This window comes from Roseibium sp. Sym1, from assembly GCF_027359675.1.
Lineage (GTDB): Bacteria > Pseudomonadota > Alphaproteobacteria > Rhizobiales > Stappiaceae > Roseibium.
Genome location: NZ_CP114790.1, coordinates 55,725 through 79,383, shown reverse-complemented (window position 1 = coordinate 79,383; position 23,659 = coordinate 55,725). Strand labels below are relative to the sequence as shown.

General features: G+C 58.5%; 27 protein-coding genes and 1 pseudogene. 14 read left to right on the top strand and 14 right to left on the bottom strand.

Going from position 1 to position 23,659, the window contains the following annotated elements; all coding sequences use genetic code 11:
* The first annotated feature begins 262 nt into the window (after nt 1-262).
* From O6760_RS33335 to O6760_RS33310, 6 genes are all read left to right on the top strand, one after another.
* Entirely contained in the window at nt 263-850 is a 588-nt protein-coding gene (locus tag O6760_RS33335; RefSeq protein WP_209171698.1) for a hypothetical protein, read from the top strand.
* 109 nt (nt 851-959) lie between these two features.
* A complete protein-coding gene (locus O6760_RS33330; RefSeq protein WP_209171699.1) occupies nt 960-1,226 on the top strand; it encodes a type II toxin-antitoxin system prevent-host-death family antitoxin in 267 nt (88 codons plus the stop codon).
* Entirely contained in the window at nt 1,189-1,614 is a 426-nt protein-coding gene (locus tag O6760_RS33325) for a hypothetical protein (protein WP_332306238.1), read from the top strand. The genes O6760_RS33330 and O6760_RS33325 overlap by 38 nt, the downstream gene beginning before the upstream one ends.
* Before the next feature lie 331 nt (nt 1,615-1,945).
* The gene (locus O6760_RS33320; RefSeq protein WP_269586475.1) at nt 1,946-2,131 is read left to right on the top strand and encodes a hypothetical protein; all 186 of its coding nucleotides are present in this window, start codon (nt 1,946-1,948) and stop codon (nt 2,129-2,131) included.
* A 270-nt stretch (nt 2,132-2,401) separates the two neighbouring features.
* On the top strand, nt 2,402-3,331 hold the full coding sequence (locus O6760_RS33315) for an ArdC family protein (protein ID WP_269586476.1): 930 nt from the start codon (nt 2,402-2,404) through the stop codon (nt 3,329-3,331).
* A gap of 723 nt (nt 3,332-4,054) precedes the next feature.
* Nucleotides 4,055-4,372, top strand: coding sequence for a DUF736 domain-containing protein (locus tag O6760_RS33310; RefSeq protein ID WP_075282947.1), 318 nt, complete (start codon nt 4,055-4,057; stop codon nt 4,370-4,372).
* 87 nt (nt 4,373-4,459) lie between these two features.
* Here the strand turns inward: O6760_RS33310 and O6760_RS33305 are convergent, their stop codons facing one another.
* The gene (locus O6760_RS33305; protein WP_269586477.1) at nt 4,460-4,720 is read right to left on the bottom strand and encodes a WGR domain-containing protein; all 261 of its coding nucleotides are present in this window, start codon (nt 4,718-4,720) and stop codon (nt 4,460-4,462) included.
* A 363-nt stretch (nt 4,721-5,083) separates the two neighbouring features.
* Here O6760_RS33305 and O6760_RS33300 point away from each other — a divergent pair, with 363 nt between their 5' ends.
* The 3 genes from O6760_RS33300 (at nt 5,084) to O6760_RS33290 (ending at nt 6,032) form a co-directional block, all read left to right on the top strand.
* On the top strand, nt 5,084-5,248 hold the full coding sequence (locus tag O6760_RS33300) for a hypothetical protein (RefSeq protein WP_168693765.1): 165 nt from the start codon (nt 5,084-5,086) through the stop codon (nt 5,246-5,248).
* A 245-nt stretch (nt 5,249-5,493) separates the two neighbouring features.
* Nucleotides 5,494-5,742 carry a type II toxin-antitoxin system ParD family antitoxin gene (locus tag O6760_RS33295; protein ID WP_075282925.1) on the top strand — a complete coding sequence of 83 codons (249 nt, stop codon included), beginning with the start codon at nt 5,494-5,496 and terminating at the stop codon, nt 5,740-5,742.
* Nucleotides 5,739-6,032, top strand: coding sequence for a type II toxin-antitoxin system RelE/ParE family toxin (locus O6760_RS33290; protein ID WP_075282926.1), 294 nt, complete (start codon nt 5,739-5,741; stop codon nt 6,030-6,032). Before O6760_RS33295 ends, O6760_RS33290 begins: the two co-directional genes overlap by 4 nt.
* Nucleotides 6,033-6,065: 33 nt before the next feature.
* Here the strand turns inward: O6760_RS33290 and traG are convergent, their stop codons facing one another.
* The 3 genes from traG to O6760_RS33275 are packed head-to-tail and all read right to left on the bottom strand — an operon-like array spanning nt 6,066 to nt 8,461.
* Nucleotides 6,066-7,985, bottom strand: a complete 1,920-nt coding sequence (traG, locus tag O6760_RS33285; RefSeq protein WP_269586478.1) for a Ti-type conjugative transfer system protein TraG — start codon at nt 7,983-7,985, stop codon at nt 6,066-6,068.
* Nucleotides 7,906-8,166 (bottom strand): conjugal transfer protein TraD, encoded by a 261-nt coding sequence (gene traD / locus O6760_RS33280; protein WP_332306235.1) that lies wholly within the window; start codon nt 8,164-8,166, stop codon nt 7,906-7,908. Before traD ends, traG begins: the two co-directional genes overlap by 80 nt.
* Nucleotides 8,167-8,209: 43 nt before the next feature.
* Nucleotides 8,210-8,461: a TraC family protein gene (locus O6760_RS33275; RefSeq protein WP_168693775.1), complete on the bottom strand. Its 252-nt coding sequence runs from the start codon at nt 8,459-8,461 to the stop codon at nt 8,210-8,212.
* A gap of 608 nt (nt 8,462-9,069) precedes the next feature.
* Between O6760_RS33275 and traA the strand changes: the two genes are divergently transcribed.
* From traA to O6760_RS33255, 4 genes are read left to right on the top strand one after another with little or no spacing between them, the layout of a single operon-like run.
* Nucleotides 9,070-12,447, top strand: a complete 3,378-nt coding sequence (gene traA / locus O6760_RS33270; protein WP_269586479.1) for a Ti-type conjugative transfer relaxase TraA — start codon at nt 9,070-9,072, stop codon at nt 12,445-12,447.
* Nucleotides 12,448-12,506: 59 nt separating this feature from the next.
* Nucleotides 12,507-13,001 (top strand): conjugative transfer signal peptidase TraF, encoded by a 495-nt coding sequence (gene traF / locus O6760_RS33265; protein WP_228873492.1) that lies wholly within the window; start codon nt 12,507-12,509, stop codon nt 12,999-13,001.
* Nucleotides 12,922-14,160, top strand: coding sequence for a conjugal transfer protein TraB (locus O6760_RS33260; protein ID WP_416384227.1), 1,239 nt, complete (start codon nt 12,922-12,924; stop codon nt 14,158-14,160). The genes traF and O6760_RS33260 overlap by 80 nt, the downstream gene beginning before the upstream one ends.
* 4 nt (nt 14,161-14,164) lie before the next feature.
* A complete protein-coding gene (locus tag O6760_RS33255; RefSeq protein ID WP_168693778.1) occupies nt 14,165-14,791 on the top strand; it encodes a conjugal transfer protein TraH in 627 nt (208 codons plus the stop codon).
* Between the two features lie 150 nt (nt 14,792-14,941).
* Here O6760_RS33255 and O6760_RS33250 read toward each other — a convergent pair whose 3' ends face one another.
* A complete protein-coding gene (locus tag O6760_RS33250; RefSeq protein WP_168693779.1) occupies nt 14,942-15,982 on the bottom strand; it encodes an IS481 family transposase in 1,041 nt (346 codons plus the stop codon).
* Between the two features lie 131 nt (nt 15,983-16,113).
* Nucleotides 16,114-16,257 (bottom strand): annotated as a pseudogene (locus O6760_RS33245) (IS481 family transposase); the annotation flags it as partial.
* A gap of 307 nt (nt 16,258-16,564) precedes the next feature.
* On the opposite strand from O6760_RS33245, the gene O6760_RS33240 reads away from it, so the two are divergent.
* Nucleotides 16,565-17,074, top strand: coding sequence for a copper chaperone PCu(A)C (locus tag O6760_RS33240; RefSeq protein WP_168693780.1), 510 nt, complete (start codon nt 16,565-16,567; stop codon nt 17,072-17,074).
* Nucleotides 17,075-17,168: 94 nt separating this feature from the next.
* On the opposite strand, the gene tnpC (O6760_RS33235) is transcribed toward O6760_RS33240, so the two are convergent.
* From tnpC (O6760_RS33235) to mntR, 8 genes are all read right to left on the bottom strand, one after another.
* Entirely contained in the window at nt 17,169-18,719 is a 1,551-nt protein-coding gene (gene tnpC, locus O6760_RS33235; RefSeq protein WP_228866875.1) for an IS66 family transposase, read from the bottom strand.
* Between the two features lie 54 nt (nt 18,720-18,773).
* Complete coding sequence (tnpB, locus tag O6760_RS33230; RefSeq protein ID WP_442969956.1) at nt 18,774-19,052, bottom strand: IS66 family insertion sequence element accessory protein TnpB; 279 nt, start codon at nt 19,050-19,052, stop codon at nt 18,774-18,776.
* 71 nt (nt 19,053-19,123) lie between these two features.
* The gene (gene tnpA / locus O6760_RS33225; protein ID WP_228931058.1) at nt 19,124-19,462 is read right to left on the bottom strand and encodes an IS66-like element accessory protein TnpA; all 339 of its coding nucleotides are present in this window, start codon (nt 19,460-19,462) and stop codon (nt 19,124-19,126) included.
* 107 nt (nt 19,463-19,569) lie between these two features.
* Nucleotides 19,570-20,184: a plasmid pRiA4b ORF-3 family protein gene (locus tag O6760_RS33220; protein ID WP_209171774.1), complete on the bottom strand. Its 615-nt coding sequence runs from the start codon at nt 20,182-20,184 to the stop codon at nt 19,570-19,572.
* Nucleotides 20,181-21,818: an IS66 family transposase gene (gene tnpC, locus O6760_RS33215; protein WP_209171775.1), complete on the bottom strand. Its 1,638-nt coding sequence runs from the start codon at nt 21,816-21,818 to the stop codon at nt 20,181-20,183. The genes O6760_RS33220 and tnpC (O6760_RS33215) overlap by 4 nt, the downstream gene beginning before the upstream one ends.
* 45 nt (nt 21,819-21,863) lie before the next feature.
* On the bottom strand, nt 21,864-22,211 hold the full coding sequence (gene tnpB, locus O6760_RS33210; RefSeq protein ID WP_209171776.1) for an IS66 family insertion sequence element accessory protein TnpB: 348 nt from the start codon (nt 22,209-22,211) through the stop codon (nt 21,864-21,866).
* The gene (tnpA, locus tag O6760_RS33205) at nt 22,208-22,645 is read right to left on the bottom strand and encodes an IS66-like element accessory protein TnpA (protein ID WP_209171777.1); all 438 of its coding nucleotides are present in this window, start codon (nt 22,643-22,645) and stop codon (nt 22,208-22,210) included. The genes tnpB (O6760_RS33210) and tnpA (O6760_RS33205) overlap by 4 nt, the downstream gene beginning before the upstream one ends.
* Nucleotides 22,646-23,138: 493 nt before the next feature.
* Nucleotides 23,139-23,594, bottom strand: a complete 456-nt coding sequence (gene mntR / locus O6760_RS33200; RefSeq protein ID WP_168693781.1) for a manganese-binding transcriptional regulator MntR — start codon at nt 23,592-23,594, stop codon at nt 23,139-23,141.
* Nucleotides 23,595-23,659: the final 65 nt, after the last annotated feature.

The following is a 23,659-nucleotide window of genomic DNA, read 5'->3' as shown; positions in this document are numbered from 1 at the left end:
GTCGTAAACCGGCGGCCGGAGCCTTCAAGGCCGCTGACGCGCCGCGGTGCGGCCGCACGCCCCATCCTCGTCAAACCTGTCCCGCGGGCTGCGCGAGGGCTCGAGAAGCCCTGCTGACCCGCAGGACAGGATCGCTCGTCCAGGGTACGCGCGGACCTTGATGCCTCCGTTTTTCCGCCGGTCTCTTTTGCCCGCGCCCGAAGGGAGGGCCGGCAGGGGCCGGCTCGAGCCTTCGGTCCAACGTCGAAGGAAACAAACTCACATGACCAGCAACGCCATTCCCTCCCGTCAATCCGGCAAGGTCGTCCAGCTTCGCAAGGCTGCGACCCTCGAAATGGTCCGGCACACCTGTCCCGACAGTGCCCAAGCTTCCCTCATCTCCGAAAGCTTCGGTCTTCCTGTCATCGACAGCGACGGCATCCGCGAGCTTCACCATCAGATGATCATCGATACAGCCGACTCCCTCAATGAAGGCCTCGGCAACCGGGCCATGCAAATCCACCTCCAGCGAATTGTCGGATCCTATGTCGGCTCCGCCCACGGTGCCGGCCAGTTCTATTCCAAGGCTGTGACCGAGGCACGCGATGCCACGGCGAGGGGCGCCAATGACACGCGTGATGAAGACCTTGACGGTCCCGTCGGTTTCGACGGCGCCGCTCAACGCAAACGTGAGTTCGCCGCCGATATGGGCCAGCAGGCCCATGCGCTCCGCTGCGCGGCCGAGGGCGTCGTGGCGGCCTATGAAAAGGTCGTTGGCGAAGCCTGGAAACCTTTCCAGCGCCAGGTCGAGAATCCCGGCCAGTCAGTCGATCGGAAGGCGGCTGAATTGCAGATGGCGGCTTTTGGCTGAGGCGCCAGGGCGGAGCTTCTGCTCCGCCTACTTTCCTGTCTGAATCACGGGTTCAAATTGACAAAAAAACGTAAAATACGTATTTTACGTAAAGCGATGGAGCTTTGCGATGAAACAGTACACTTTCTCTGACATGAACCGATCCTCGGGCGAAATCCTCGAAGCGGCGATGATCGAGCCGGTCGTGCTCACCAAGCACGGCAAGGAGAAGCTTTTTGTTCTTTCCGCCCGTGACTATCACCGCATGCGCGGTGAGCCGAGCCCGACGAAGTCCTATTCCCTGCTTGATATGCCGGACGATGTCCATGAGGAACTGATGTCGGGACTAGGCGCCATTCTTGAACCTGTCAAAGACGATGCCAGGGACGATGTTTAAGCAGGGTGACGTTGCCGAATTCCACTATCTGTGGCATCGCGAAGCGGAAAGGGGCGAGGAATCCGGCCGGAAACCTCGCCCTGTATGTGTCGTCATCAAGACGCCCGGCAATCCGGACGTCGTGTTTCTCTTTCCTTTTACCTCAAAGCAGCCTTTGGACGGCCAACTCGCGCTAAACGTTCCTGAAATCGAGTGCCGGCGCATAGGCCTTGCATCTCCGTGCTGGGTCATTCTCGACGAGTTCAATCGAGTCGAGATGGATAAGGACTATGACTTTGTTTCCACCGAGCCGATAGGCTCGGTCAGCGCGGCGTTCCTCCGAGAGATTGCCACGACCATCAAGCAAGCAGCCCAAGCTTCTGCCATCAAGGCCGTGAAGCGAACCTGACTTCGCTTCGAGCGCTCCCGGGCGGCAAGACCACCGTTCTTCAAGGCCTCTCACTTTTCGCTGCGGTTGGAGAGGATGGCTGATTGTCCACTTCAGTCTTTGCCAGGATGCGTGCAGCAACGGGCTCATTTCACAGAGGCAATCCAATCCCGCTCTTTCTATGAATGGCATTCCTGGTACGGCGCGGACTTCCACGATCAACCCGTAAAGGGTCCGCTAGCGAGCTGCGGCCGCTTGGCTTTGGCCTGCGCGGTGATCGCGTCCGCTAAGCCGCACACTGACGGAGCCATCAAGAGCGGGAATTGGCCCGCTCCAACGATGGAGCCCTCAAATGCAGCACGATCTTTCCCTCGCCCAGAAGCACGCCTGGAACCTCGCCCGCACCCTCATGACTCCGATCGTCCTCTTTAAATCCGGCGGTGAATACGGCGTCCTACCGGCAGACGAGATCGAAGACGCCGATGTCGAAGTGGTCTTCGAGTACGACCCCTACAGCGGTGGCTACTCCGTCCACTGACGACCCAACTTATTCTTGATGGCGGCGCCTGGCGCCGCTTTTTCCGCTGCGCGGCAGCACCGACCGCGGCCCGTCCCGGGAAAGTCCGGGCGGAGCCGGCAGCAGCTGCAACGGCGTTGCCGTCCTCCTCTGCGTTCCGGCCCTTCACCACCCCGCCGCGCTATGCGCAATGGGACCCCTGCTCGGGTGCAGCTCCTGCCTTCAGCTCCGCCATTTCGGACCCCGTGACGGACCGCGATCGGCGTGGTCCTGAATTCAGGAGGTTTGGAAATGAAAAGGAAAGAGAAAAGTCCGCGCGTCGACATCTACGGGCGGATCACGGACAAAATCGTTGCAGATCTTGAGAAGGGAGCCCGCCCCTGGATAAAACCCTGGAGCGCGGGAAGGCTCAATGGCCGGATCACACGGCCGCTCAGACACACAGGCGAGCCATACACGGGCATCAACGTTCTGCTGCTCTGGTCGGAGAGCCTGGCCCGCGGCTTTGAAGCACCGCTCTGGATGACTTACCGGCAGGCCAGCCAGATCGGCGCGCAGGTCCGTAAGGGCGAGACCGGCGCAACCGTCGTCTATGCCAGCCGCTTCACCAAGACCGAAACGGATTCCCGCGGCGATGAGGTCGAACGCGATATCCCGTTTCTGAAGACGTACACGGTCTTCAACTGCGACCAGATCGACGGGCTTCCGGACCACTATTACCACCGGCCCGACAAGGTCATCGATCCGGTCGAACGGATCGAGTACGCGGACCGGTTCTTCGCCAACACCGGTGCGATCATCCGCCACGGCGGATCGAAAGCCTTCTACGCGCCGGCAAGCGATCACATCCAGATGCCGCCCTTCGAGACGTTTCGGGACGCTGCATCCTACGTCGCTGTCCTCAGCCACGAGCATGTCCACTGGACTGCACCAGAAAGCAGGGTCGGACGCGACCTGTCACGTTACCACAAGGACCGCACCGAACGTGCACGCGAAGAGCTCGTGGCCGAACTCGGAAGCTGTTTTCTCTGCGCCGATCTCGGCATCGCGCCGGAGCTCGAGCCCCGGCCGGATCACGCCAGCTACCTTCAGTCCTGGCTCAATGTCCTCAAGGGTGACAAGCGGGCGATTTTTCAGGCGGCGGCCCATGCACAGCGCGCGGTGACCTATCTGCACGCTCTTCAGCCCACACAGGTCAGCGAAGACCGGCAGGCGGCCTGATACTTTCCCTAACTGATGCCACCGCGGAGGGCAATCAGCCCTCCGTCATGCACCTGCGCGTACTTTCGCCAGGTGCCGGCGTACAATCGACGACGCTTTCCATGATGATGGCGGCACAGCGCAGTCGGGCCAGTGTCCTCGACTTGGTCCAGGGCAGCAGGAGATCACTGCACCACCATTCGACTGAAACGGCACAGGAAAAGCGAGAGCCCGTGTCAGAAGCATTGATGCAATATGCACCGGTTCCCCTTTCCGTCGCCAGCTTTTGCCACCCCGACCTGCCGCTGGACGTACGCGGACAAAGCAGGGATTGCCGGTCTGTTCGGAGCTTAAAGATCGACAATTCCCCGGACTGGCATCAACGCCAATAACGCACGCTCATTCTCGTCTCGTGCGCCGCCGTGGATCGGTGGATCGGATACGACGTTTGCAGGTCTTCATTTCCTTAAAATGTCACATACGCGCCGCCCAAAGCGGTCTCGATTGAGGCATGTCTGACCGGGACCCGGCTTCGCCTCGCTCGGCTTGACGCAACGGCGGCTAGATACTTTCTTCCCCTTCGAACTGGCGTTCGAATTCCTCGCGGGTAGCCAAGAAAGTGTCTTTCCGCCGTCCTCCATTTCATTTCGGTTCCGCTGGAATGCGCGCCGATCGTTCCCGGTCTCTTCGACAGCCATCGAGGCCGCGATGGTCGTGGCCCGAAACATCGAAGGAATGAAGACAATGGCAAACATCGGCACATTCACCACCACGAAGAACGGCTTCACCGGTCAGATCAAGACGCTGGCCCTCAACGTCAAGGCCCGCCTCGAGCGCGTCGAAAACCCTTCCGAAAACGGCCCGCAGTTCCGCATCTACTCCGGTTCGGTCGAACTCGGAGCCGGATGGCAGAAGCAGGCGAAAGACACCGAGCGCGACTACATCTCGGTCAAGCTGGACGACCCGAGCTTCCCCGCTCCGATCTACGCCACCCTCATCGAGGTGGAAGGTCAGGAAGGCCTGCAGCTCATCTGGTCCCGCCCGAACGGCAACCGCGACTAAGCGACCAGCACGAGGGCCTCGCCACAAGCGGGCCCTCGATCGCCATTACCCGAGCACAGCGCATCTGTCACCTGATCGGTGCAGACGTTATTCGGCGCCGGCGATTGTCTCCCGATATCCCCGCCGCTTCTTGGTCCGCTCTATCCGCACCAGGGCATTGGTGGCATCGGCCGGGCAGTCAAATGTCTCCATCATCGTCTGTCCCCGGGTTCCGATACGCCCCCAATCGCGAATGAGCGAAGCGCCGCCAAACAGCGTGGGCTGCACGGTGAGACAATAGAACCGCCGCATGTTCCGGGCCGGGTCGATGCGGCGAAGATGGATGGGCGCGAGCTTTTGTGAGGGCATGGGAAGAGTCTCTCTGACGATGCTGGCTCCGTCCAATGAGTTATATGAATCGATGACCCTCAATCGATTCATACCATTCATGCGTGTTTCCCTTTTCGAATGCTGACAAGGCTGTCGCGCTTCGAACGCGGCAGCCTTCTTTTCTAGCCGAAACCGGGTGAGGCCTGGTCTGCTCAGATCGCCCGAGTGTAGTGCGGCGGCAAGTCTGCCCCAAGGACGCACGGTCCCCCCAATTTTCCGGCTACGCCAGAAAATCGGCACCCCCGCGCGCCGCCGCCGGCGGTCGCTTGCGCGATCCCTGACCCAGCCTCACCGCCACACCTTCGGGCGTCATCTTTCAAAGACAATCAAGAGGAGATGACGATGCACCTTGAAATCCAGATTGAAGAACTTCGCGCAGAGCTTCGCAACGCTGTCGATGCCGGCGAGCGCTGCCAGATAACGGCAGAGCTGGAGATGCTGAGAGCAGAGCTTGCGGTCATTGCGTCGGATCAGGACAAAACAATCGAAAGCGTGCCGCCCTTATAAGGCGGCCGTTTCTCGTCTTCGCGATGGAAAGCCTTGGCCCGGATCGACCGGACCAAGGCTTGTTTGACGACCGGCAGATTGCCTCCTCGGTTTTAGAATTGTCATTCCCGGTGAAAACGGTTCTCACGGACGTCCGCATTCGAGCGACTAATTGCCGGTGTCAACTCCAAGCTCGTTCTTGTCTGTTTGCCTTTCGTGTAATACATATTGGTACTAAAGAATGCCTCAGAAATAGGAGAGCACCAATGGCCCGGAACACGTCCGTAACGCTTGGGGATCATTTCACCGGGTTTATCAGCGATCAGGTGCAGACAGGCCGCTACGGCTCCGCCAGCGACGTCGTGCGGGCGGGGTTGCGGCTACTGGAGGAACATGAGGCGAAGGTAAAGGCGCTGCAGGATGCGTTGATTGCCGGGGAACGCTCGGGCGAACCCCAGCCTTTTGATTTCGATGAATTCAAGGCACGCAAACGTGCAGAGTATGAGAGCCGATGAAGGTTCTTGTCTTCTCTCCCGCAGCAAAAATGGACCTTGAGCACATTTGGGATCACAGCGTTGAGATTTGGGGTCTGGATCAAGCAGATCGCTACCTTGACGAGATAAGGGACGCCTGCTTTGGTCTGGCTTCCGGTGACCGGCGAGGCAGGCCGGTAGATGTGCGTGCCGGGTATCTGAAGTATGCTACGGGAGTGCACATGGTCTATTTCCGTGATCACGTTGACCGGTTGGAGGTCATCCGCATATTGCACCAGAGGCAGGACGTGAGCCGGAATCTACCGACATAGCAATTGGCGTGGACCAGGAGGGTTCCCGCATCCTTACCGTCGCTCTGTTCCGAACCGCGACGCCGTCACTTTTTCAGTCATCTCCTTCCTTCGAAAGAACATCGCCCGGCCACACCGCAGCGGCTCATTCCCGCTGGTGAAAACAATCTGCTCATCGGACCGCATCTGCAGAACTTCATGCGGCTGAATGAGAGGACGCTGAGAGAGCTGCCGGGAGCGGTTTCGCGAAACTTGCCCGCCGCGTGAGGAGCGGCTGACCTGTTCGACCTCGATTGTCGTCATGCCACAGCGCTCAGAAATATACCGCGCGGTGTCCGGATCGTTGACCGCGGCGAAGGAGACCCAGGAAGCGGATTCAAACCACTTGGATGTGGCGTCGCGGCCGCCGAAGGCCTCCCGCATCTGGCCGAGCGACTGGAACAGCATCAGAAGCGAGATCCCATATTTGCGGCCGGCATCACGAGCTGTTTCGATGATGCGCATGTAGCCGAGCCGCGCGGCCTCATCGAGAAGAAACAAGACCCGGCCGTTGATGTCTCCGTCGCGGTTGTAAACGGCTTTGAGAAACGCACCGATGATCACCCGGGCCATGCCGGGATGATTTTCCAGGGTGGAAAGATCGATGTTGAGGAAGATTGTTGTCCGGCCGTTGGCGATGATGTCGGTTTTGAAGGTATTGCCGGAGACGAGCGCGGCATAGGTCTCATAGGAGAGCCAGTGGGTTTCCTTGGCGGCGGTCGCATAGACGCCGGAGAAGGTTTGCGGCGTCATGTTGATGAAGGGGCCGACGAGTTCTTTCACGAACTCGTTCGGCGCCGTATCGTGAATGTCCGCCAGGAACTCCTTCAGGTTCTCTTCCGGTTTGGTGAGAATGCTGCGCACCGTGCGCAGCGACCGTTTGCCGGAGGTATTCTCCAGGTCGGAAAAGACGACATGGGCGATCACGCTGGTGATCAGCTGTTCCGCATTGGTGCGGAAGAAGTCGTCCGCTCCGGAGGCGATGCTCGGCTTCTCCGACATGAGCCAGGCCGCAACCGTTGCCATGTCCTCTTCCATCGAGGAGCCGAATTGACCGATCCAGTCGAGGACATTGAACCCGACTTGTCGGTTTTTCGGATCGAGACATATGACCTTCTGGCCCATCGCGTTGCGGCTGCCTGCCACCATCGGTGCAATTTCGGTCGACGGATCAAGAACAATCATTGAACCCGGATATTGGAGGCAGGTGGGAATGACCACGGATGTCGTTTTGTATCCTCCAGAGCCGGCGAAGACGATGCCATGTGTGGATCCAAAGCCCTGGTCGAAAGCGACGAGGGGCGCCTTGCCGCCCTTGCCCCAGGTGTTGTTGTGGCGCGGATCGAAATTGATTTCCGATACGCTGTCCTGATCGACGCGATAGCGTTCTCCGATGACGATACCTCCGTTCTCTGCAAACATCTTCGCGGCGGTCTTACCGTCCATCCAATCGCTTTCGCCGTGGATGCTTCTGCGGCCGGAAACCCGTTTCGGCCGGTTGTCGCCGAAGGCACTGTTGCCCTTCAAGCCTACTTTCAAACCGAACAGACCGACAAAGAGCGCTCCGACCGCACCACCGATCGAATAGAGATCGGCGTACTGCAGAACCGACCCAGGCTGTACTTGCGCCGCGAAAGCATTGAGCCGTAGCGCCTCCCGTAGCGCAGCAATAGCAAAAACCATCAGGCCGCCGGTCAGCACACCGAAGCCAGCCCATTTGATGTCGAGACTGCCGCGCGCTGAGAAGAGAACGATGAGGCCCAGCCCGGCAGAGACAAGAAAGGGAAGGGTAAGCCCGGTCCGGCCGAGCAACAGATAGGCTTTCTGCGTCGTGGCGAAAGAAGCCAGCCTGGTTTCAATTCCGGTGAGGCCCCATTGCGCTATCAGCATCAAGGCTATCGGGATCAGGAACAGCAGCGCCCTTTTGAGTGTCATTCTTGAATGCAGCCTTTCCGATCGCGCGCCATCTGTCGCGCTCATTCATGTCGCCAAGGCGCTTCGATGCATCCATGAGAATGCCGAGAAGGATGGCCTTGTCTGTCTCGCGAAGCCCGGCTTTGACGATGAGACCGCCGAGCTGGATTTTTTCGCGTGCGTCTTTCTTGCGGTCCAGCAATCGTGTTCGCCTTATCCGGTTTTCTAGACTTCTGAATTGCCCTTCAATTCTGCGGAGCTGCAGCGTGAGCTTGTGAAGCGGCCGGCTTTTGAAATCGGGCGGCGAGGTCGTTCAAGGCTTTGGCGAGTTCAGACTCATCAATGTCGAGTTCGGCGAGGCCGCTCTCCATGACGAGCTTGGCGACGCGCTCGGACTGCTTTTTGAGCACCTGCCTTTTCTTCTGCTGGAGCTTGGCAATCTGAGCTTCGATGTCGTCGATCTGCTCGGATGCGGTTTTGGAAGTGCGCGGAGCCATCAGATTTTCCTTGATTTTAAATGGGTTGTTTAAAGGGAGAGGGCTCGCTCATAGCGTGTCATATTCCTCAAGTCGAGCTTGGTTGCAAAACTTGTCGTGGATACAACCAAGAAGGAGTCCGCTTCGAAAAAAGCGGAGCGGCCTCGCGGCAAGCTGAAGCGCTCCCTGAAGATCCGGTTTTCCAGCCCGTGAGGGCCGCAGTCCGGTTTTGAAGAAAACCGGACGGAGCAGGCGAAGGCTTGAACGCGCTCCCCATAAAGCGCTGAAGAGAAAGCCGAAGCCTGTGGTAAATCGGATCTGGGCGGTGGCGGACTTGCCACATCACCCGCACGGCAGACCGGCAGAGAACGGAGTTTTTCTGAAGCCAGGGCGGCGCTTCCAGCGTCCTATCGCCGCAAACGGCGATAGCTCTCAAGCGGAAACGATTTTCAATCGTTGAGTGCAAGAGCGCACTTATAGGATTGCATCTGCAATCCCGTGATGGTATGAGAGTTGAATTGCAACCAATGGGCTGCAATCCCCGCCTTCGCCGTTCTGGCGCTTTGTCTCTCCGCTGTCCTCTTCGATCGTCCCCGCCAGCCTCTTCACATCCGGAATCCCTGCCCTCGATGGCCATCTACCATTTCCATGTCCAGGTGATTTCCAGGAGCGCGGGCCGGTCGAGTGTTGCGGCGGCCGCTTACCGGCATCGCGCCCAAATGACGGTGTCGAACGACTCCGATCACATGACATTCGACTATGCGCACAAGGACGGCGATCTGGTGCATGAAGAACTGGCGCTGCCTGATCAGACGCCGGAATGGTTCCGGACGCTGATCGACGGTCGGAGTGTAGCGGGTGCCAGTGAAGCGCTCTGGAATGCGGTTGAGGCGCATGAGACGCGCGTCAACGCACAGCTTGCCCGTGAGATTGTCTTGGCGCTGCCGTCTGAACTCAGCCGCCCGGAGAACGTTGCCCTGGTGCAGGGCTATGTTGGGCAAGCCTTCACATCGCGGGGCATGATCGCGGACTGGGTCTATCACGACAAGGAAAACAATCCTCATGTCCATGTCATGTTGACGATGGCGCCGCTCACCGAGAAGGGCTTCGGGTCGAAGTGGGAAACGCTTCTCGACGAGAATGGCGAGCCGGTTCGGAAAGGCAGCCAGAAGAATGGAAAGATCCAATATCGAGCCTGGGCGGGCGACAAGGAAACGCTGAAACAGTGGCGTGAGCTTTGGGCCGTTCATGCGAACAAGAGCCTGGAACAAGCCGGGCACGATGCGCGGATTGATCATCGCAGTTTTGAGGCCCAGGGGATCGAACTGCTGCCGACATCGAAGATCGGTGTGCAGGCGCGTAACATTGTTAGCCAGGCAAAAGCGCAAGGGCGTGATGCCGGTCTGGAACGCTCGTCATGGCATGCGGAAAGCCGGCTTGAGAATGTCAGGCGGATCACGCGCCGGCCGGAAATCGTCATTGACGCAATCACGCGCGAGAAGAGCGTTTTCGATGAACGAGACATTGCCAAATACCTTCACCGCTACGTGGACGATGAGGCTAAATTCCATGACCTGCTTGCACGCGTTCTGAATTCTCCAAACCTTGTGAAGCTTGCGGTCGAAGCGGTTGATCCGGAAACCGGCGAAATGGAACCGGCGAAGTTTACCAGCCGGGAGATGATGCGGCTTGAGGCAGAGATGGCGCGGCGGGCGGATCATCTTGTGTCCGTTTCCTCGCATGGCGTGGATGCGCGTTTGCGTGATGGTGTGCTTGTCAGTGTCAAAAAACTTTCCGATGAGCAGCGTGTTGCGATCGAGCGCATCACGGGTGACGAGCGCATGGCGTCGGTCGTCGGCCGGGCTGGGGCGGGCAAGACCACGATGATGAAAGCCGCGCGTCAGGTATGGGAGGCAAACGGCTATCAGGTTTTTGGTGCCGCGCTTGCAGGCAAGGCTGCCGAGGGACTGGAGAAGGAAGCCGGGATCGCATCGCGCACTTTGGCATCCTGGCAATTGTCCTGGGGACGTGGCGAGCGGCTCCCTGACAAAAGGTCCGTGTTCGTGATCGATGAAGCCGGCATGGTCGATAGCCGACAGATGAGCGTCTTTGTCGAAACGATCGCGAAGGCGGGAGCCAAACTCGTTCTGATCGGAGACGCGGAACAGCTGCAGCCGATTGAAGCGGGCGCTGCCTTCCGGTCGTTGACCGATCGAACCGGATACGCGGAACTCGGCACGATCTACCGGCAACGTGAACAATGGATGCGCGATGCGTCGATGGATCTAGCACGCGGCAATGTCGCGAACGCGATCCATGCCTATCGGGCAAACGGTCATGTCGTCAGCATGCCGCTCAAGGATCAGGTTTTTGGGAAGCTGATCGACGACTGGTCGCGCGACTACGATCCGTCGAAGTCGATGCTGATGCTGGCGCATTTGCGGGAAGATGTGCACCGGCTCAACCGGATGGCGCGGCAAGTGCTGATTGACCGCGGCGTGATCGAGACTGGCAGAAGGTTCCGCACGGAGGAGGGTGAGCGGTTCTTTGCCGCCGGCGACCAGATTGTCTTCCTGAAGAACGACCGGGAGCTGAACGTCAAGAACGGGATGATCGGCCGCGTGGTCGAAGCAGGCGAGGGGCGCATCCTCGCTGAGATTGGGGATATCGGTTCGAACCAGACCCGGCGTGTAGAGGTCAGTCAGAAGACCTATCGCAATGTCGATCATGGCTACGCGACAACGATCCACAAATCGCAAGGCGCCACCGTCGACAAGGTGAAGGTGCTGGCAACGCTCTCCCTCGACCGGCATCTGACCTATGTGGCGATGACCAGGCACCGGGAGGACGTGAAGCTCTATCACGGCGCGTTGTCCTTCGCGAAGAATGGCGGATTGATAGAAGTGCTTTCCAGGAAGGGCGCGAAAGATACGACGCTCGATTATGCCGGCTCGGAACTCTATGCCCAGGCACTCAGCTACGCCAATAGCCGGGGGCTCTATGGGCTTCGGGTTGCCAAGGCCATGGTCCAGAACCAGCGCCGCTGGTTTGCCGAGCAGAAGGCCAAACTCTCGGAGCTCGGTGAGCGGCTATTGTCCCTCGGTGAAAAGCTGGGGATTGGCTTGAACGGTTTTGAGCGAAGTCTTGCAGGGGAGACGAATACCGTCCAAATACAATCGCGCGAACATCCTGCCACAACACAACCCTGGATCGCGGGTGTGACGATGTGGGCCATGTCCATCTCTGACACTGTGGAGGCCAAGTTGCAGTCGGATGCCACGTTGACAACTCATTGGATCGAAGTCCAGAACCGCGCCCGGCTTGTATTCGAGCGGCCGGAAGAGGCCGTCAAGGCGATGCGGATCGAGGACATCGTGACGTTGAGTGGCGAAGCGCAAACCACGGCTCGCGACAGGCTCGCGGAAGCGCTGGCCAATGCGCCCGAGCAGTTCGGTGCGCTGCGCGGCAAGGCGGGCATGCTGGCGGGCAAGACTACCCGCGAAATCCGCGAGCAGGCGCTGACCAACGTTCCGCAGCTCAGCGATGATGTGAAAACCTATATCCGTCTGAGGGCCGAGATCGTAACTTCAAGTACCGTGGAACTGGAGCGCGAACGCGATCTGTCGCGTGTCGATATTCCAGCGCTGTCACCCGCGGCCGAGACGGTCTTGTCGCGGATCCGTGATGCCATCGACCGGAACGATCTAAGTAGCGGCCTGTCTTTCCTTCTGGCGGACAAAATGGTTGAAGCGGAACTCGGTGAAGTTGCCGCAAAGTTGGACCGGCGGTTCGGAGAGCGCGCATTCGTGGCAGGAATGAAACCCGAAGGACCTGCCTTTGAGAAGGCGGCTGCCCGGGTTGCCGATGAAAACCGGGCCAGGTTTGCGGAGGCATGGCCGAAGTTCAATGCCATCCAGAAAATCAACGCCAAAAGGCTTTCTCACGAGCAAGCTCAGGCACAAGCCCTGAAACAGAATGTTTCCAAAGATCAGGGCATGACCCGGTGATAAACGAGGTGAGGCGGAAGGACAGGCGAGGGGCTCTGCTGATCCTGTCGTTTGCCGGAATGGTAGTTGGCGGCATTGCCGCGGCCGGAACCTTCGGCGGATACCGGATCAACACAACACCGAGCTTTCCGCTCGGACTTTGGCGGATCGAGGCGCTCTCCCGCGAAGTTAACGTGGGCGACACCCTGTTCATCTGTCCGCCCGCAGATGCGCCGGCGATCAAACTGGCTCGGGAACGCCTCTATCTTCCCGCGGGTCTCTGTGAAGGCGGGATAGCACCGCTTATCAAAACTGTCGTCGCCCTGCCCGGGCAAACCATCGCCATCGAGGGCGACCAGGTGGCCATCGATGGTGCTCGCCTGGCGCATTCTTCCATTCAAGAGGCGGACGGGCAGGGGCGCGCCTTGACCGCCTTTACCGAGGGCGTCGTTCCTGTCGGCGCGCTCTTTGTTCATTCCGACTATGTGGCTTCCTTTGACTCAAGATATTTTGGACCCATTCCGGCGGGTGGCGTTCTCGGCCTGGCGCGAGAAGTGTTCACCTTCCAGCCTTAAGTTTGCGCGCAGTCTGTTTTGTATTCTGGGAGGCATGGCGACCGCCACAATCGGCTGGTCCGGGAACGTGCTCCTGTTGCCGGCCGGAATGCTGTTTCCGGCTTTCTGGGCTTACGCCCCGTCGCGATCCGTGTCGGCACTGGTGGCCGCCGCGCATTTCCTTGGAGCGTCACGGGGCTTGCCGCAGGGCGCCAGCATCTTCTTCGGCTCCCAATATGCAATCGGCCTGGGGCTGTGGTTCGCGGCATCGCTCGTCTTTGTCGCCGTTCATTCGGTACTTTGGACGCGCAGATCCGGATGGCCACGAATGCTGCGCTACCTGATCGCAAGTGTTCTGATGAGCCTGCCACCCTTCGGGATCGTGGGTTGGGCCAGTCCGATCACAGCGGCCGGAGTGCTCTTTCCGGGGTGGAGCTGGTTTGGGCTGGCAGCGACCGCGATCCTGTTGCTCATGATGACCACAAACCTTTGGCGGATCGCGGTTCCGGTGGTGGCCGGTTGTGCTGCCTGGTCCGCCGCATTCTGGACAGAGCCAAAGGTAATCGAGGGTTGGACCGGCATCAACACCACTTTCGGTTACGAAGGGGCTGGACAGCTTGCCGGTTATGAGCAGCAGCGGGAAACCATTCTCATGGTTCGAAGGGCGGCCGGGCAGGGGGCGAAAGTCGCCGTCCTTCCCGAAAGCGCTCTTGGACTATGGACGCCGACGACGGAAAAGCTTTGGACGGACGCTTTGTCCGAACTGCCGGTGACTGTGATCGGAGGAGCCGCTGTTGTTCAAAGGACTGGCTACGACACAGTCATGGTGGAGATTTCGGGAAGCGGATCGCGGATCTTCTATCGCGAGCGCATTCCGGTTCCGGTCTCGATGTGGCAGCCCTGGCGGCGGCTCACGGGCGATGGAGACGGCGCCAACGCCTACTTCTTCGATAATCCCGTCACACAGGTTGCAGGCACCCGTGCCGCGCCTCTGATCTGCTACGAACAGCTCCTCGTTTGGCCCGTTCTGCAATCCATGGCCATGGGCTCAGACGCAATCGTTGCGATCGGCAACGGCTGGTGGACGGGTGAAAGCAACATTACCGACATTCAACGCGCCAGCGTCACGGCATGGGCAAAGCTGTTCGATGTGCCACTGGTGATCGCATTCAACGAGTGAACCCATGATAGATGCTGCCTTGATAGAACAATGTGCCGATCCCTCCCTGACCCCTGCCATCGTTGAAGAGTTCATCGCAGCAGCCGGCTCGGAGGACGCGTTGAATGTGACGGTTCGGGCGGGATCGAAGACATATCTGGTGCCGAAGACGAATTCCACGCAAGAGGCCATGAAGCTGGTTCAGGATCACCTCGGCAAAGCCGTCGTCCGTGTCGGGATCACGCAATATCCGGTTGGCATTGGCATTGCGGACAAGTCTCAGGTCTCCGCGGACGTGTTCGACACCTGCAACAACATCAAGATTGGGACAGCGTTGTTTGCCCGCGTCTACAAGGTCGTGACGAAGTGGTACGGCACGCCGGTACCGGAGGCGTTTGAAGATGCCATCGAGACGTACCAGACCGGGTATTTTGACGGGGAATATGTGTTCGCGGCGGAAGATCCAGGCGAAAGCGTTGACCTGGCAGCTCCGAGCCCGACAGGCTCAAAAATAGGTGCGACGGGAACGGAAAACGATATTGCGGGATCAGACCCAAAAAGTGAACTCCGGCAACAGCTGTGGGCACAGGATCCGAACAAGGCGGAAATTGGTGTCGATCTGTCTGAAATTGGGGATTTCAACAGGGAATGAATACCTGTGTTGTCGTTAGCCAAGATGATCGTTAAGTTGATGCGCACAGTTATGTCGAACCATATTGCTGGACAGAGAGTGAACTCAGATCAGTTGTAGAAGTTTCGATTTGATCTGACGGTTACCGCCTTTGAGGCTGTGTATGTCAGATCAGGTTTGGTCTATTTTCTTGTCGAGCCAAACCTTCTTTCCATCGGCCAGGGTTTCCATGGGCGTTCTGCCACAGCACATTTTGCCCTGATGCGTGCGTTCGCGATTGTAGTGATCAATCCATAGATCCAGCTCCTTTTGCAAGTCATCGATGGTTTCGAAGACGGTCTTTCGGAATGCGACTTGATAGAATTCCTGTAAGACCGTCTTGTGGAAGCGTTCGCAGATACCGTTCGTCTGCGGTGATTTTGCCTTGGTCTTTGTGTGGTCGATATCGTTGATTGCCAGATAGAGCTGGTAATCGTGGCTCTCTGCCTTGCCGCAATATTCGGTGCCTCTGTCGGTCAGGATACGCAGCAAGGGTAACTCATGCTCCTCAAACAATGGCAGAACACGATCATTGAGCAGGTCCGCAGCCGTGATCGGTGTCTTGGTTGTGTAGAGCTTGGCGCAAGCGACCTTGGAATAGGTATCGACGAAGGTTTGCTGATAGATCCGGCCGACGCCCTTCATGGTGCCGACATAGAACGTGTCCTGAGAGCCCAGATAGCCGGGATGGGCCGTTTCGATCTCTCCGCAGGCCTCGTCGTCATGGGCCTTCTTCTCAAGAGCGGCGACCTGGCTGTCTGTCAGGATCGTGCCTGTTTCGGCCACATGGATTTCCAGGGCCTTCAGGCGCTGCTTGAAGTTGGCCAAGTTGTTCCGGAGCCAGATAGAGCGAACGCCGGATGGGGAGACAAAGACACCACGCTTGCGCAGCTCGTTTGAAACACGAACCTGTCCATGAGCTGGCTGCTCAAGGGCATAGTCCAGGACGGCGGCTTCGACTTGCTCATCCACGCGGTTCTTCTGGTTGGGCTTGCGCCGGCTCTTGTCCAGAAGCGCTTCAACACCGCCATCCTCAACAGCTGACTTGTAACGGTAGAAGGTGTCACGGGAGAGCCCCATCACCTTGCAGGCCTGGCTCACATTGCCAAGCTCTTCGGCCAGGTTTAGAAGACCGACTTTGTGTTTGATGATCCGTTCGTTACTCTCATACATGAGGGTTACCTTTTGGGCTTGAGATGATTGTTTGGTCACAACCATCAAAGCCGGTAACCCTCAGCTCGAAAACCGAGATGTCAGATCAAGTCTCAATTTCTACAGATCAGTTGTTCCCATATTCGTTTAGCAGAACAGCGACAAATGAACGACGATTGCAGTTTCTGATTGATCCTGTAACGCTTCGAAAGCGTCCTTAGGCTCTGTTGAGTATTTCGTATTGCTCGACGGACCGCCTCTGTCGTTGTGGCGCTTCGGTTTAGTACATGTCGCATAGATCCTCCTTCCATTCGGGAGACAACACTGCGCCATCAAACTCTCGGATCAATCACCTAGAGGGGAATTCTCATTGCAGCGAGCCTCCTGTTGCGCCAATAAGTCACAATCGCGTAAATTGATTATCGAAGAACTGCGTTTGCCAACGAGATACTAGACAACTAGATGTGGCTCAGGAAGTCATCATACCGTTGAGTCCAAACCTATCACACACTATCTGTTAAACCGACTACTCAAGTGGAACAGCAAAACCAAATTTGGTTGTTGAGATTCCATTTGGCAAACGCCTTCAGGTGAACGCTTTCAATGAAGAAGGATATGGTAAAGGCAGCCGCTATTATCTCTGTTTGGTGCGGCAGTCTTCAGCAAAGTTTTGCTCAAATGGAGCATACATTCCCAGAAAATAAGTTAGTGGTTGAGCATGCAAATGTAGTTAGGTCGGTGTCAAATATGGACACATTATTTGGATATGTTACTATTTGGAATGGAACTAACCAAGCAGTAAATATTTCAGAAATATATTCCGAAGAACTTGGCGTTGCTTCAGTTTATTCTGTAAATTATTCTGATGTCGATCCTGTATTTGTTGAATACCCACTAACTATACCTGCGCACGCGGAGCTTATGATGAGGCCTTCTGGAATTTACCTAGAACTAAAGAGGGAAAATGTAGGTTTCGAAGGAATATCTGAGATTTCTCTTACCTTGGAATTTGAAGACAAAACTAGTTTGCAAGTGCCTGCAGAAATACTTGTAACTGGCGAAGATTTACCTGACCACCATCATGGTGATGGAAAGACGTATGGGCATGATTAGTAATATTATATCGCAACAGTTAAGCAAACGTCATTGGGATTTAATGAGCTTAAATTTTTGAAAACCGTAAGCGACGTCTGCGGCCCACGTGGTTTCAGTTTGACGGCGTGAAGTTCCATGGCAGAAGTTCGTCGATCCGGCTTTTTGGATGGCCGCCAGCAATGGCTTCGAGGGTGGCCTTGAGATAGGCGAAGGGCTCGACGTTGTTGATTTTCGCGGTCTCAATAAGCGATGCGATGCGGCCCCAGGTGCGGCCGCCCTCGTCATGGCCGGCGAACAATGCATTTTTCCTGTTTAATGCAATTGGCCGGATCAAATTCTCAACACTGTTGCTATCAATCTCGACACGGCCGTCGTGGAGGAAGGTCTGCAAACCATCCCAGTGACGATGGATGTAGGCAAGCTTCTCGCCAAGGCGGGACTTGGCGGAGACCCGGAGGCGTTGCTCTTGCAGCCATAGTCCGAAGGCGTCGACCAGAGGCGCGGTGCGGGCCTGCCGGGCCGAGTGCCGCTGCCCTGGCGCCGTGCCGCGGATATCGGCCTCGACCCTGTAGAACTCAGCGATCCGGCGCAGGCCCTCGGCGGCGATTTCGGAGCCGTCGCGGTCGAAGACCTCCTTCAGTTTCCGCCGTGCGTGGGCCCAGCAATGGGTCACGCGGATCGGATCGCCGCCCTTGCGGGACGAGCGCGTCAGGCAGTTGTAGCCCTGGTAGCCGTCAAGTTGCAGGACCCCGTCGAAGCCACGAAGGATTTTCTCCGCGTTCTCTCCGCGGCGGTTAGGCGCATAGAAGAAGACCACGCCGGGTGGATCGTCCCCGCCCCAGGCGCGGTCGTCTCGGGCCAAGGCCCATAGATACCCGGTTTTCGTCTTGCCGCGGCCCGGATCCAGCACCGGCGCCGTGGTCTCGTCCATGAACAGCTTGGTCGACACCTTCAGATGCTCGGCCAGCCGCTCGACCACGGGGGCGAGGTGGAACGCGGCAGTGCCGACCCAGTCGGCCAGCGTGCTGCGATGGATATCGATGCCCGACCGGGCAAGGATCTGGCTCTGACGATGCAAGGGCAAATGGTCCGCGTACTTGGCAACCAGAACATGCGCAATGGCGCCTTCCGTCGGCAGACCGCCTTCGATGAGATGCGCCGGTGCCGGCATCTGCGTGACGCCGTCGGTACAGGCGCGGCAGGCGTATTTGGGGCGGACGGTGACGATCACGCGCAGCTGTGCGGGCACGATGTCCAGCCGCTCCGTGCGATCCTCGCCGATCTTGTGCATCACTCCGCAACCGCAGGGACATTGCAGGTTGTCGGGTTCGATCACACGCTCGATGCGCGGTAGGTCCTTCGGCAGGTTGCCCCGGTTGCGACGGGCCGGACGGCGGGTTTTGCCCTCGGAAGGGTGCCGCTCGTCCTGGCTTTCCTCAACCTCGGCGATGGCAGTCTCGAGGTCTTCGAAAGCCAATTGCCGTTCATCTTCGCTGAGCTTCTCCGACCTTTTGCCGTGAACCGCGTGGTTCAATTCCGCGACCAGATGTTCCAGGCGCTTGTTGATCTCCTTGAGCGCATCCCTTTCGCGCAGGAGCGCGGCGACAGCATCACGCTGGTCAGCGGGGATCGCGGAAAGATCGATGGCGACAGTGGAAGGCATGGGCCGAGAATAGCCCGGGACCGCTCCGGATGCCCGCCATTTCCGGTACCTGATTCATTCTGCCGCAGCCGGAGAACGAGCCTCCAATGCCTTCACCTTGCGCCAGTCCAGGCCCGAGAACAGTGCCTCGAACTGAGCATGGTTCAGCGACATCATACCATCCCGAACGGCGGGCCAGGTGAAGGTCGTATCTTCCAGCCGCTTGTAAGCCATCACCAGGCCGGTGCCGTCAAAATACAGGAGCTTCAAGCGGTCGGCTCGCCTGGACCGGAACACAAAAACCGTGCCGGTGAACGGGTCCTTGCGCAAAACGGACTGGACCAGGGCGCTCAACCCATCATGTCCTTTTCTGAAGTCGACTGGCTTTGTCGCCACCAGGATACGCACCCGGTTCGAGGGGAAAATCATGATCCACGCCCAAGAGCGTGTACGATCCCAGCAATCCTGTCCGGGCTCACGGAAGCTTCCAGCCGGATTATGGTTCCGCCGTAAATGATCTCCACCGCGGCCAGCGGCTTCGCATCCTCTTGAACGGGCGCCGGAGTCGGTTCCAGAACGGCCGGTACAAACTCCGCTCCCGGAAGATCCGGCACCACAAGTTTGCCCTCCCGCGCCAAACGCCGCCATGCCGAGAGATGGTTGGGCTTCATGCCGACACGCCGGGCGACCTCGTTCACTGTCACCCCGGGAAGATAGGTCTCCGCGACAAGCCGCCCCTTCACTTCATTGGGCCAACGGCGCATTCCCGTGTCGCGCGGCAAAATCTCATAACCGCATACGGACTCCATATGGAGCTCTCTATGGACTCCCGTAAGCATCCGGCGTAGACCGCGGTGCGGTCAGTTTCCGATCAATGTTGTTGGTTCTGGCTCTTTGCGAAGCCCGCTTTGCCGAGTGCTCGGCGCCGAGCGAGCTTGGCGATGCGCTGGTTGATCAGGTCGACGCTGATATCACCCGGCTCAAAGCGACCGCCATGCCACTGCACCAGTTCGCGATGCTGCGGGTGGCGTGGCTTTGCCATCGCCTCCAGGAAGTCCGCGAAGCCGAAGGTTCCACCGACATCTTCCGGCGGTGCACGGTTTTCGCCTTCCAGGAAGCGAGGATATTCGAATGCGGGATCGGCGGCCTCGACAGATTCAACGACCACAGTGTGGCGCCAATTGTCGCCGAAGTCGTAGGTATAGGCGAACGTGGTGATGCCGCGGTCGATGAGCGTTCGGATGCGTGCATTCTTCGCAGCATAGGTCTTGCGGCCGTAGTCCTCGGCAGGGTCGGGAACATCGTAGTGCCTGCCACCGGCCTCAAACTCAAAAAGGTGGTAATCCTCGAACAGCATGACGGCCTGGATAACGTCGTGCAGCCCCTTCAGACTCATGGCAAGCGGAACTTCAACCCGGCGCCAGATCCGGGGTTCGATGTCATCAAGCTTGATGTGTAATCGGGCGATCTGTTCGTTCTGCATCATGACGCTGGTGCCGATGCCGGGGTATGCGGTTCCCAGTTCCAGGGCAGCAGTTCTTCGACTCTGGAAACAGGCGTTTCGGCGATGCGGGCGAGGACATCGGCAAGCCAGGCTTGCGGGTCGACGTCGTTGAGCTTCGCCGAGTTGAGCAGCGTCGCCATGAAGGCGGCGCGGTCGGCTCCACGAACCGATCCGGCGAACAGCCATGACTTCCTGCCGAGGGCAAAGCCGCGCAAGGCTCGTTCGGCGGCATTGTTCGTCAGGCAGATCCGGCCATCATGAAGGAAGGTGATGAAGCCGTCCCAACGCTTGAGCATGTAATCAATCGCCTCGGCAACCGAGGAGCTGCGCGACAGCTTGCCCCGTTCAGTCCGCAACCATTCTTCAAGACCTTCGGCAAGGGGGATGCCGTCCCTGCGCCGCCGCTCCAGGCGTTCGCCGGCAGTGAGCCCGTTGATCTCGCGCTCAATGTCGAACAAGGCATCGATGCGCTTGACCGCCTCCAACGCAATCGGTGAGATCGGTGCGGCGTTCTTCCTGCGCCTGGCGTTGGTGGTGATGTCGGCAAGCACGAAGAACTTGCGGCGCGCATGTGACCAACACAGCGCCTGGGTCAGCGGACCAGGATCACGGTCCACCTTGAACAGCGGATTGTAGCCGCTGTAGGCGTCAGCTTGCAGAATGCCGGTGAAGCTCTTCAGATGGCACTCGGGGTGTTCCTGGCGCCGGTTGCGAGAAGCATAGTAAAGGGCCGCCGGCGGAGATTGCCCGCCGAACGGGCGATCGTCGCGGACATAAGTCCAGATGCGGCCGGTATCGGTCTTGCCCTTGGCCAGGATCGGCACGGTGGTGTCGTCGCCGTGCAACCTCTCGGCACTCAGCACATGCGCCTCGATCAGCGAATGGACCGGCTTGAGTGCCGCCGCGCAGGCACCGACCTGGTCCGCAAGCGTCGACAGGCTGAGATCTATGCCCTCGCGCGAGTAACGCTCGCTCTGCCGGTTCAGCGGCTGATGCTGTGCAAACTTCTCGAAAAGGATCATCGCCAAAAGGTTCGGACCGGCAAAGCCGCGCGGCGTCACATGGAACGGAGCTGGCGGCTGAGTGATCTTCTCGCACTCCCGGCAGCTGAACTTCTCCCGCACGGTCTGGATCACTTTCCACTGGCGCGGGATCACTTCCAGCGTCTCGGTGACATCCTCACCGAGCTTGGCCAGCTTCGCGGATCCGCAGCATGGACAGCTCTTCGGCGCGGCAACAATCACACGCTCACGCGGCAGATGCTCTGGAAACGGTTTCTTTGATGGACGTCTGCGCTCAAACGCTTTGATGGTCGATGAACGTGCCGCGGCTTCCGCCACCAGCTCGTCCTGAGCGGCATCGGCCTCCAGCTCTTCGAGCTGCAATTCCAACTGCTCTAGAAGGCGGGCCTTGCGCTCCGAACGGTGTCCGTGGATCTCCCGCTTGAGCTTCTCGATCTCCAGCTTCAACCGGGCGATCAGAGCCTCCGAATGCGAGTTTACCGCCTGGGCACGGGCAGCGAGGGCCTCAGCTTCACGGCGGGCCGCACGCTCTGCGAGGATCATCGCGTGCGCACTGGCAAGGTCGTCGGGAAGGTGTTCGGCCGCATCGAGCATGGCGGGAGGGAATCATATTCGCTCCCGCCACGCCAGCGTTTTCCACTACCCGGCAGAGCTTGGCCGCCAGGTTTTTTGCGGCATTCGCCAATCGATGCCTTCCAGCAGATATCCGAGCTGGGCTGGGGTGATGGACACCGTGCCGTCGGCTGCCGATGGCCAGATGAACCGGCCGCGTTCCAGCTTCTTCGTGAACAGGCAGGCACCCTGGCCATCGTGCCAGATCACCTTGATCAAGCCTCCGCTCCGGCCGCGGAAGACGAACAGGTGGCCGCTCATCGGATCCTGCCTCAGTGTCTCCTGAACCATCAGCGACAGCCCGGGAAAGCCTCTGCGCATATCCGTGTGGCCCGTCGCAAGCCAGACCTTCACACCATTCGGGACCGGGATCATCGCCGCTCCAGAAGATCGAGAATACGCCCCAGGGCCTCCGTGTCGATGTCGCTGTCGAACCGAACCCGTTTACCCCGGCCCAACTCGATCATCACAACGCTCGGCTTACGACGCGCACGTTGCGGCGGAGCAGGCTTCGTGGGCTGAGCCGGCGACGGCAAGGAAACAGCATCGGATATCGTCACCGGGACAAATTGCACAGCAGGCGAAGGTGCGGGTGTTGCGCGGTCCGTCGACGCCCGGCCGTCGGAGATCGTGCACAACTGCTTGCGCCACCGGAAAAGCTGGCTCACATGGCAACCCGCCGCCCGGGCAACCTCCGACACGCTCACTCCAGGTTCAAGGCAGGCAGCGACAAGCCGCTCCTTATCCTCCTGCGACCATCGCCGACGGCGTTCTACCGACGTGATCACCTCAATATGCTGCTTCGTCATATGACTGCTCCTAGTGCTACCACTAGGACTGGCAGTCTTCAGCTTAAAGCCGCAAGACGGCCTTCACCGGAGGGGTACGGACTCCCAAACCTGCCTCCATTCCCAAATCGACAATGGGTATGGATTCCAGCATCAAGACGGAAGCGAACAGGTGGGGTCCAGCCGCCGCTTACTGAAAACCAATCAATTGCGATTGCGCACTCAACTATCTCATCTAAACATTGCGTGCGATCTTACGGGGGTTTCTAAAAAACCTCAAAACAACTACCCGCAGCAAAAAGCTGAAAATTGGAAAGTGTTTCTCGCAGCACCAATACTCGGGCAGAAACGACTTCGAACTGATCTTCGGCAGGCACGAGGAGTTTCGCAGCATCGCCAAGTGCTATGACTGCAACGCCAGTAACTTTCTGTCATCCCTCTGGCTCGCGTTAAGCGTCTGCGACTGGTTATGGTCTGAAACCTAACGAAACTTCACTGTAGCTTCGAATCCTCATCAATAGGTATCAGGTGCGTTTTGTTTCACGAAATCCTGAAACACTTTTAGCGTCTCATCACTAACATGGTGTTCGATACCTTCCGCGTCTTGCTCGGCCACTTCCGCGGAAATTCCTAGTGTAACCAGGAAATCAACGACAATCCTGTGCCGCTTGCGGCAGGCGTCCGCCAGTTGGCGGCCCTCCTCGGTCAAGCGTATATCGCGGTAGCGCTCCTGAAGGATAAGGCCTTCTCGCTTCAGCCTGGCGAGATTTTTCGATACCGTCGGCTGCGCAACGCCGAGCCGTTCGGCAATTTCGACTGGGCGCGCAGACCCGTTCAGGTGAATGAGTTCCGCGATGAGTTCCACATAGTCCTCGACCATTTCATTCTGATGCGCGGTGCGCACAGCCTCAAACCCGCTGGCCTGTTCATCGACACTTCTATCGGACGCCTTGGGTGAAGGACCGGTCATGAATGGAGCACATCCTCTTTGCTTTCAGTGTGACTGTGTATGCCGCCAATTTTGCCACTTGACAA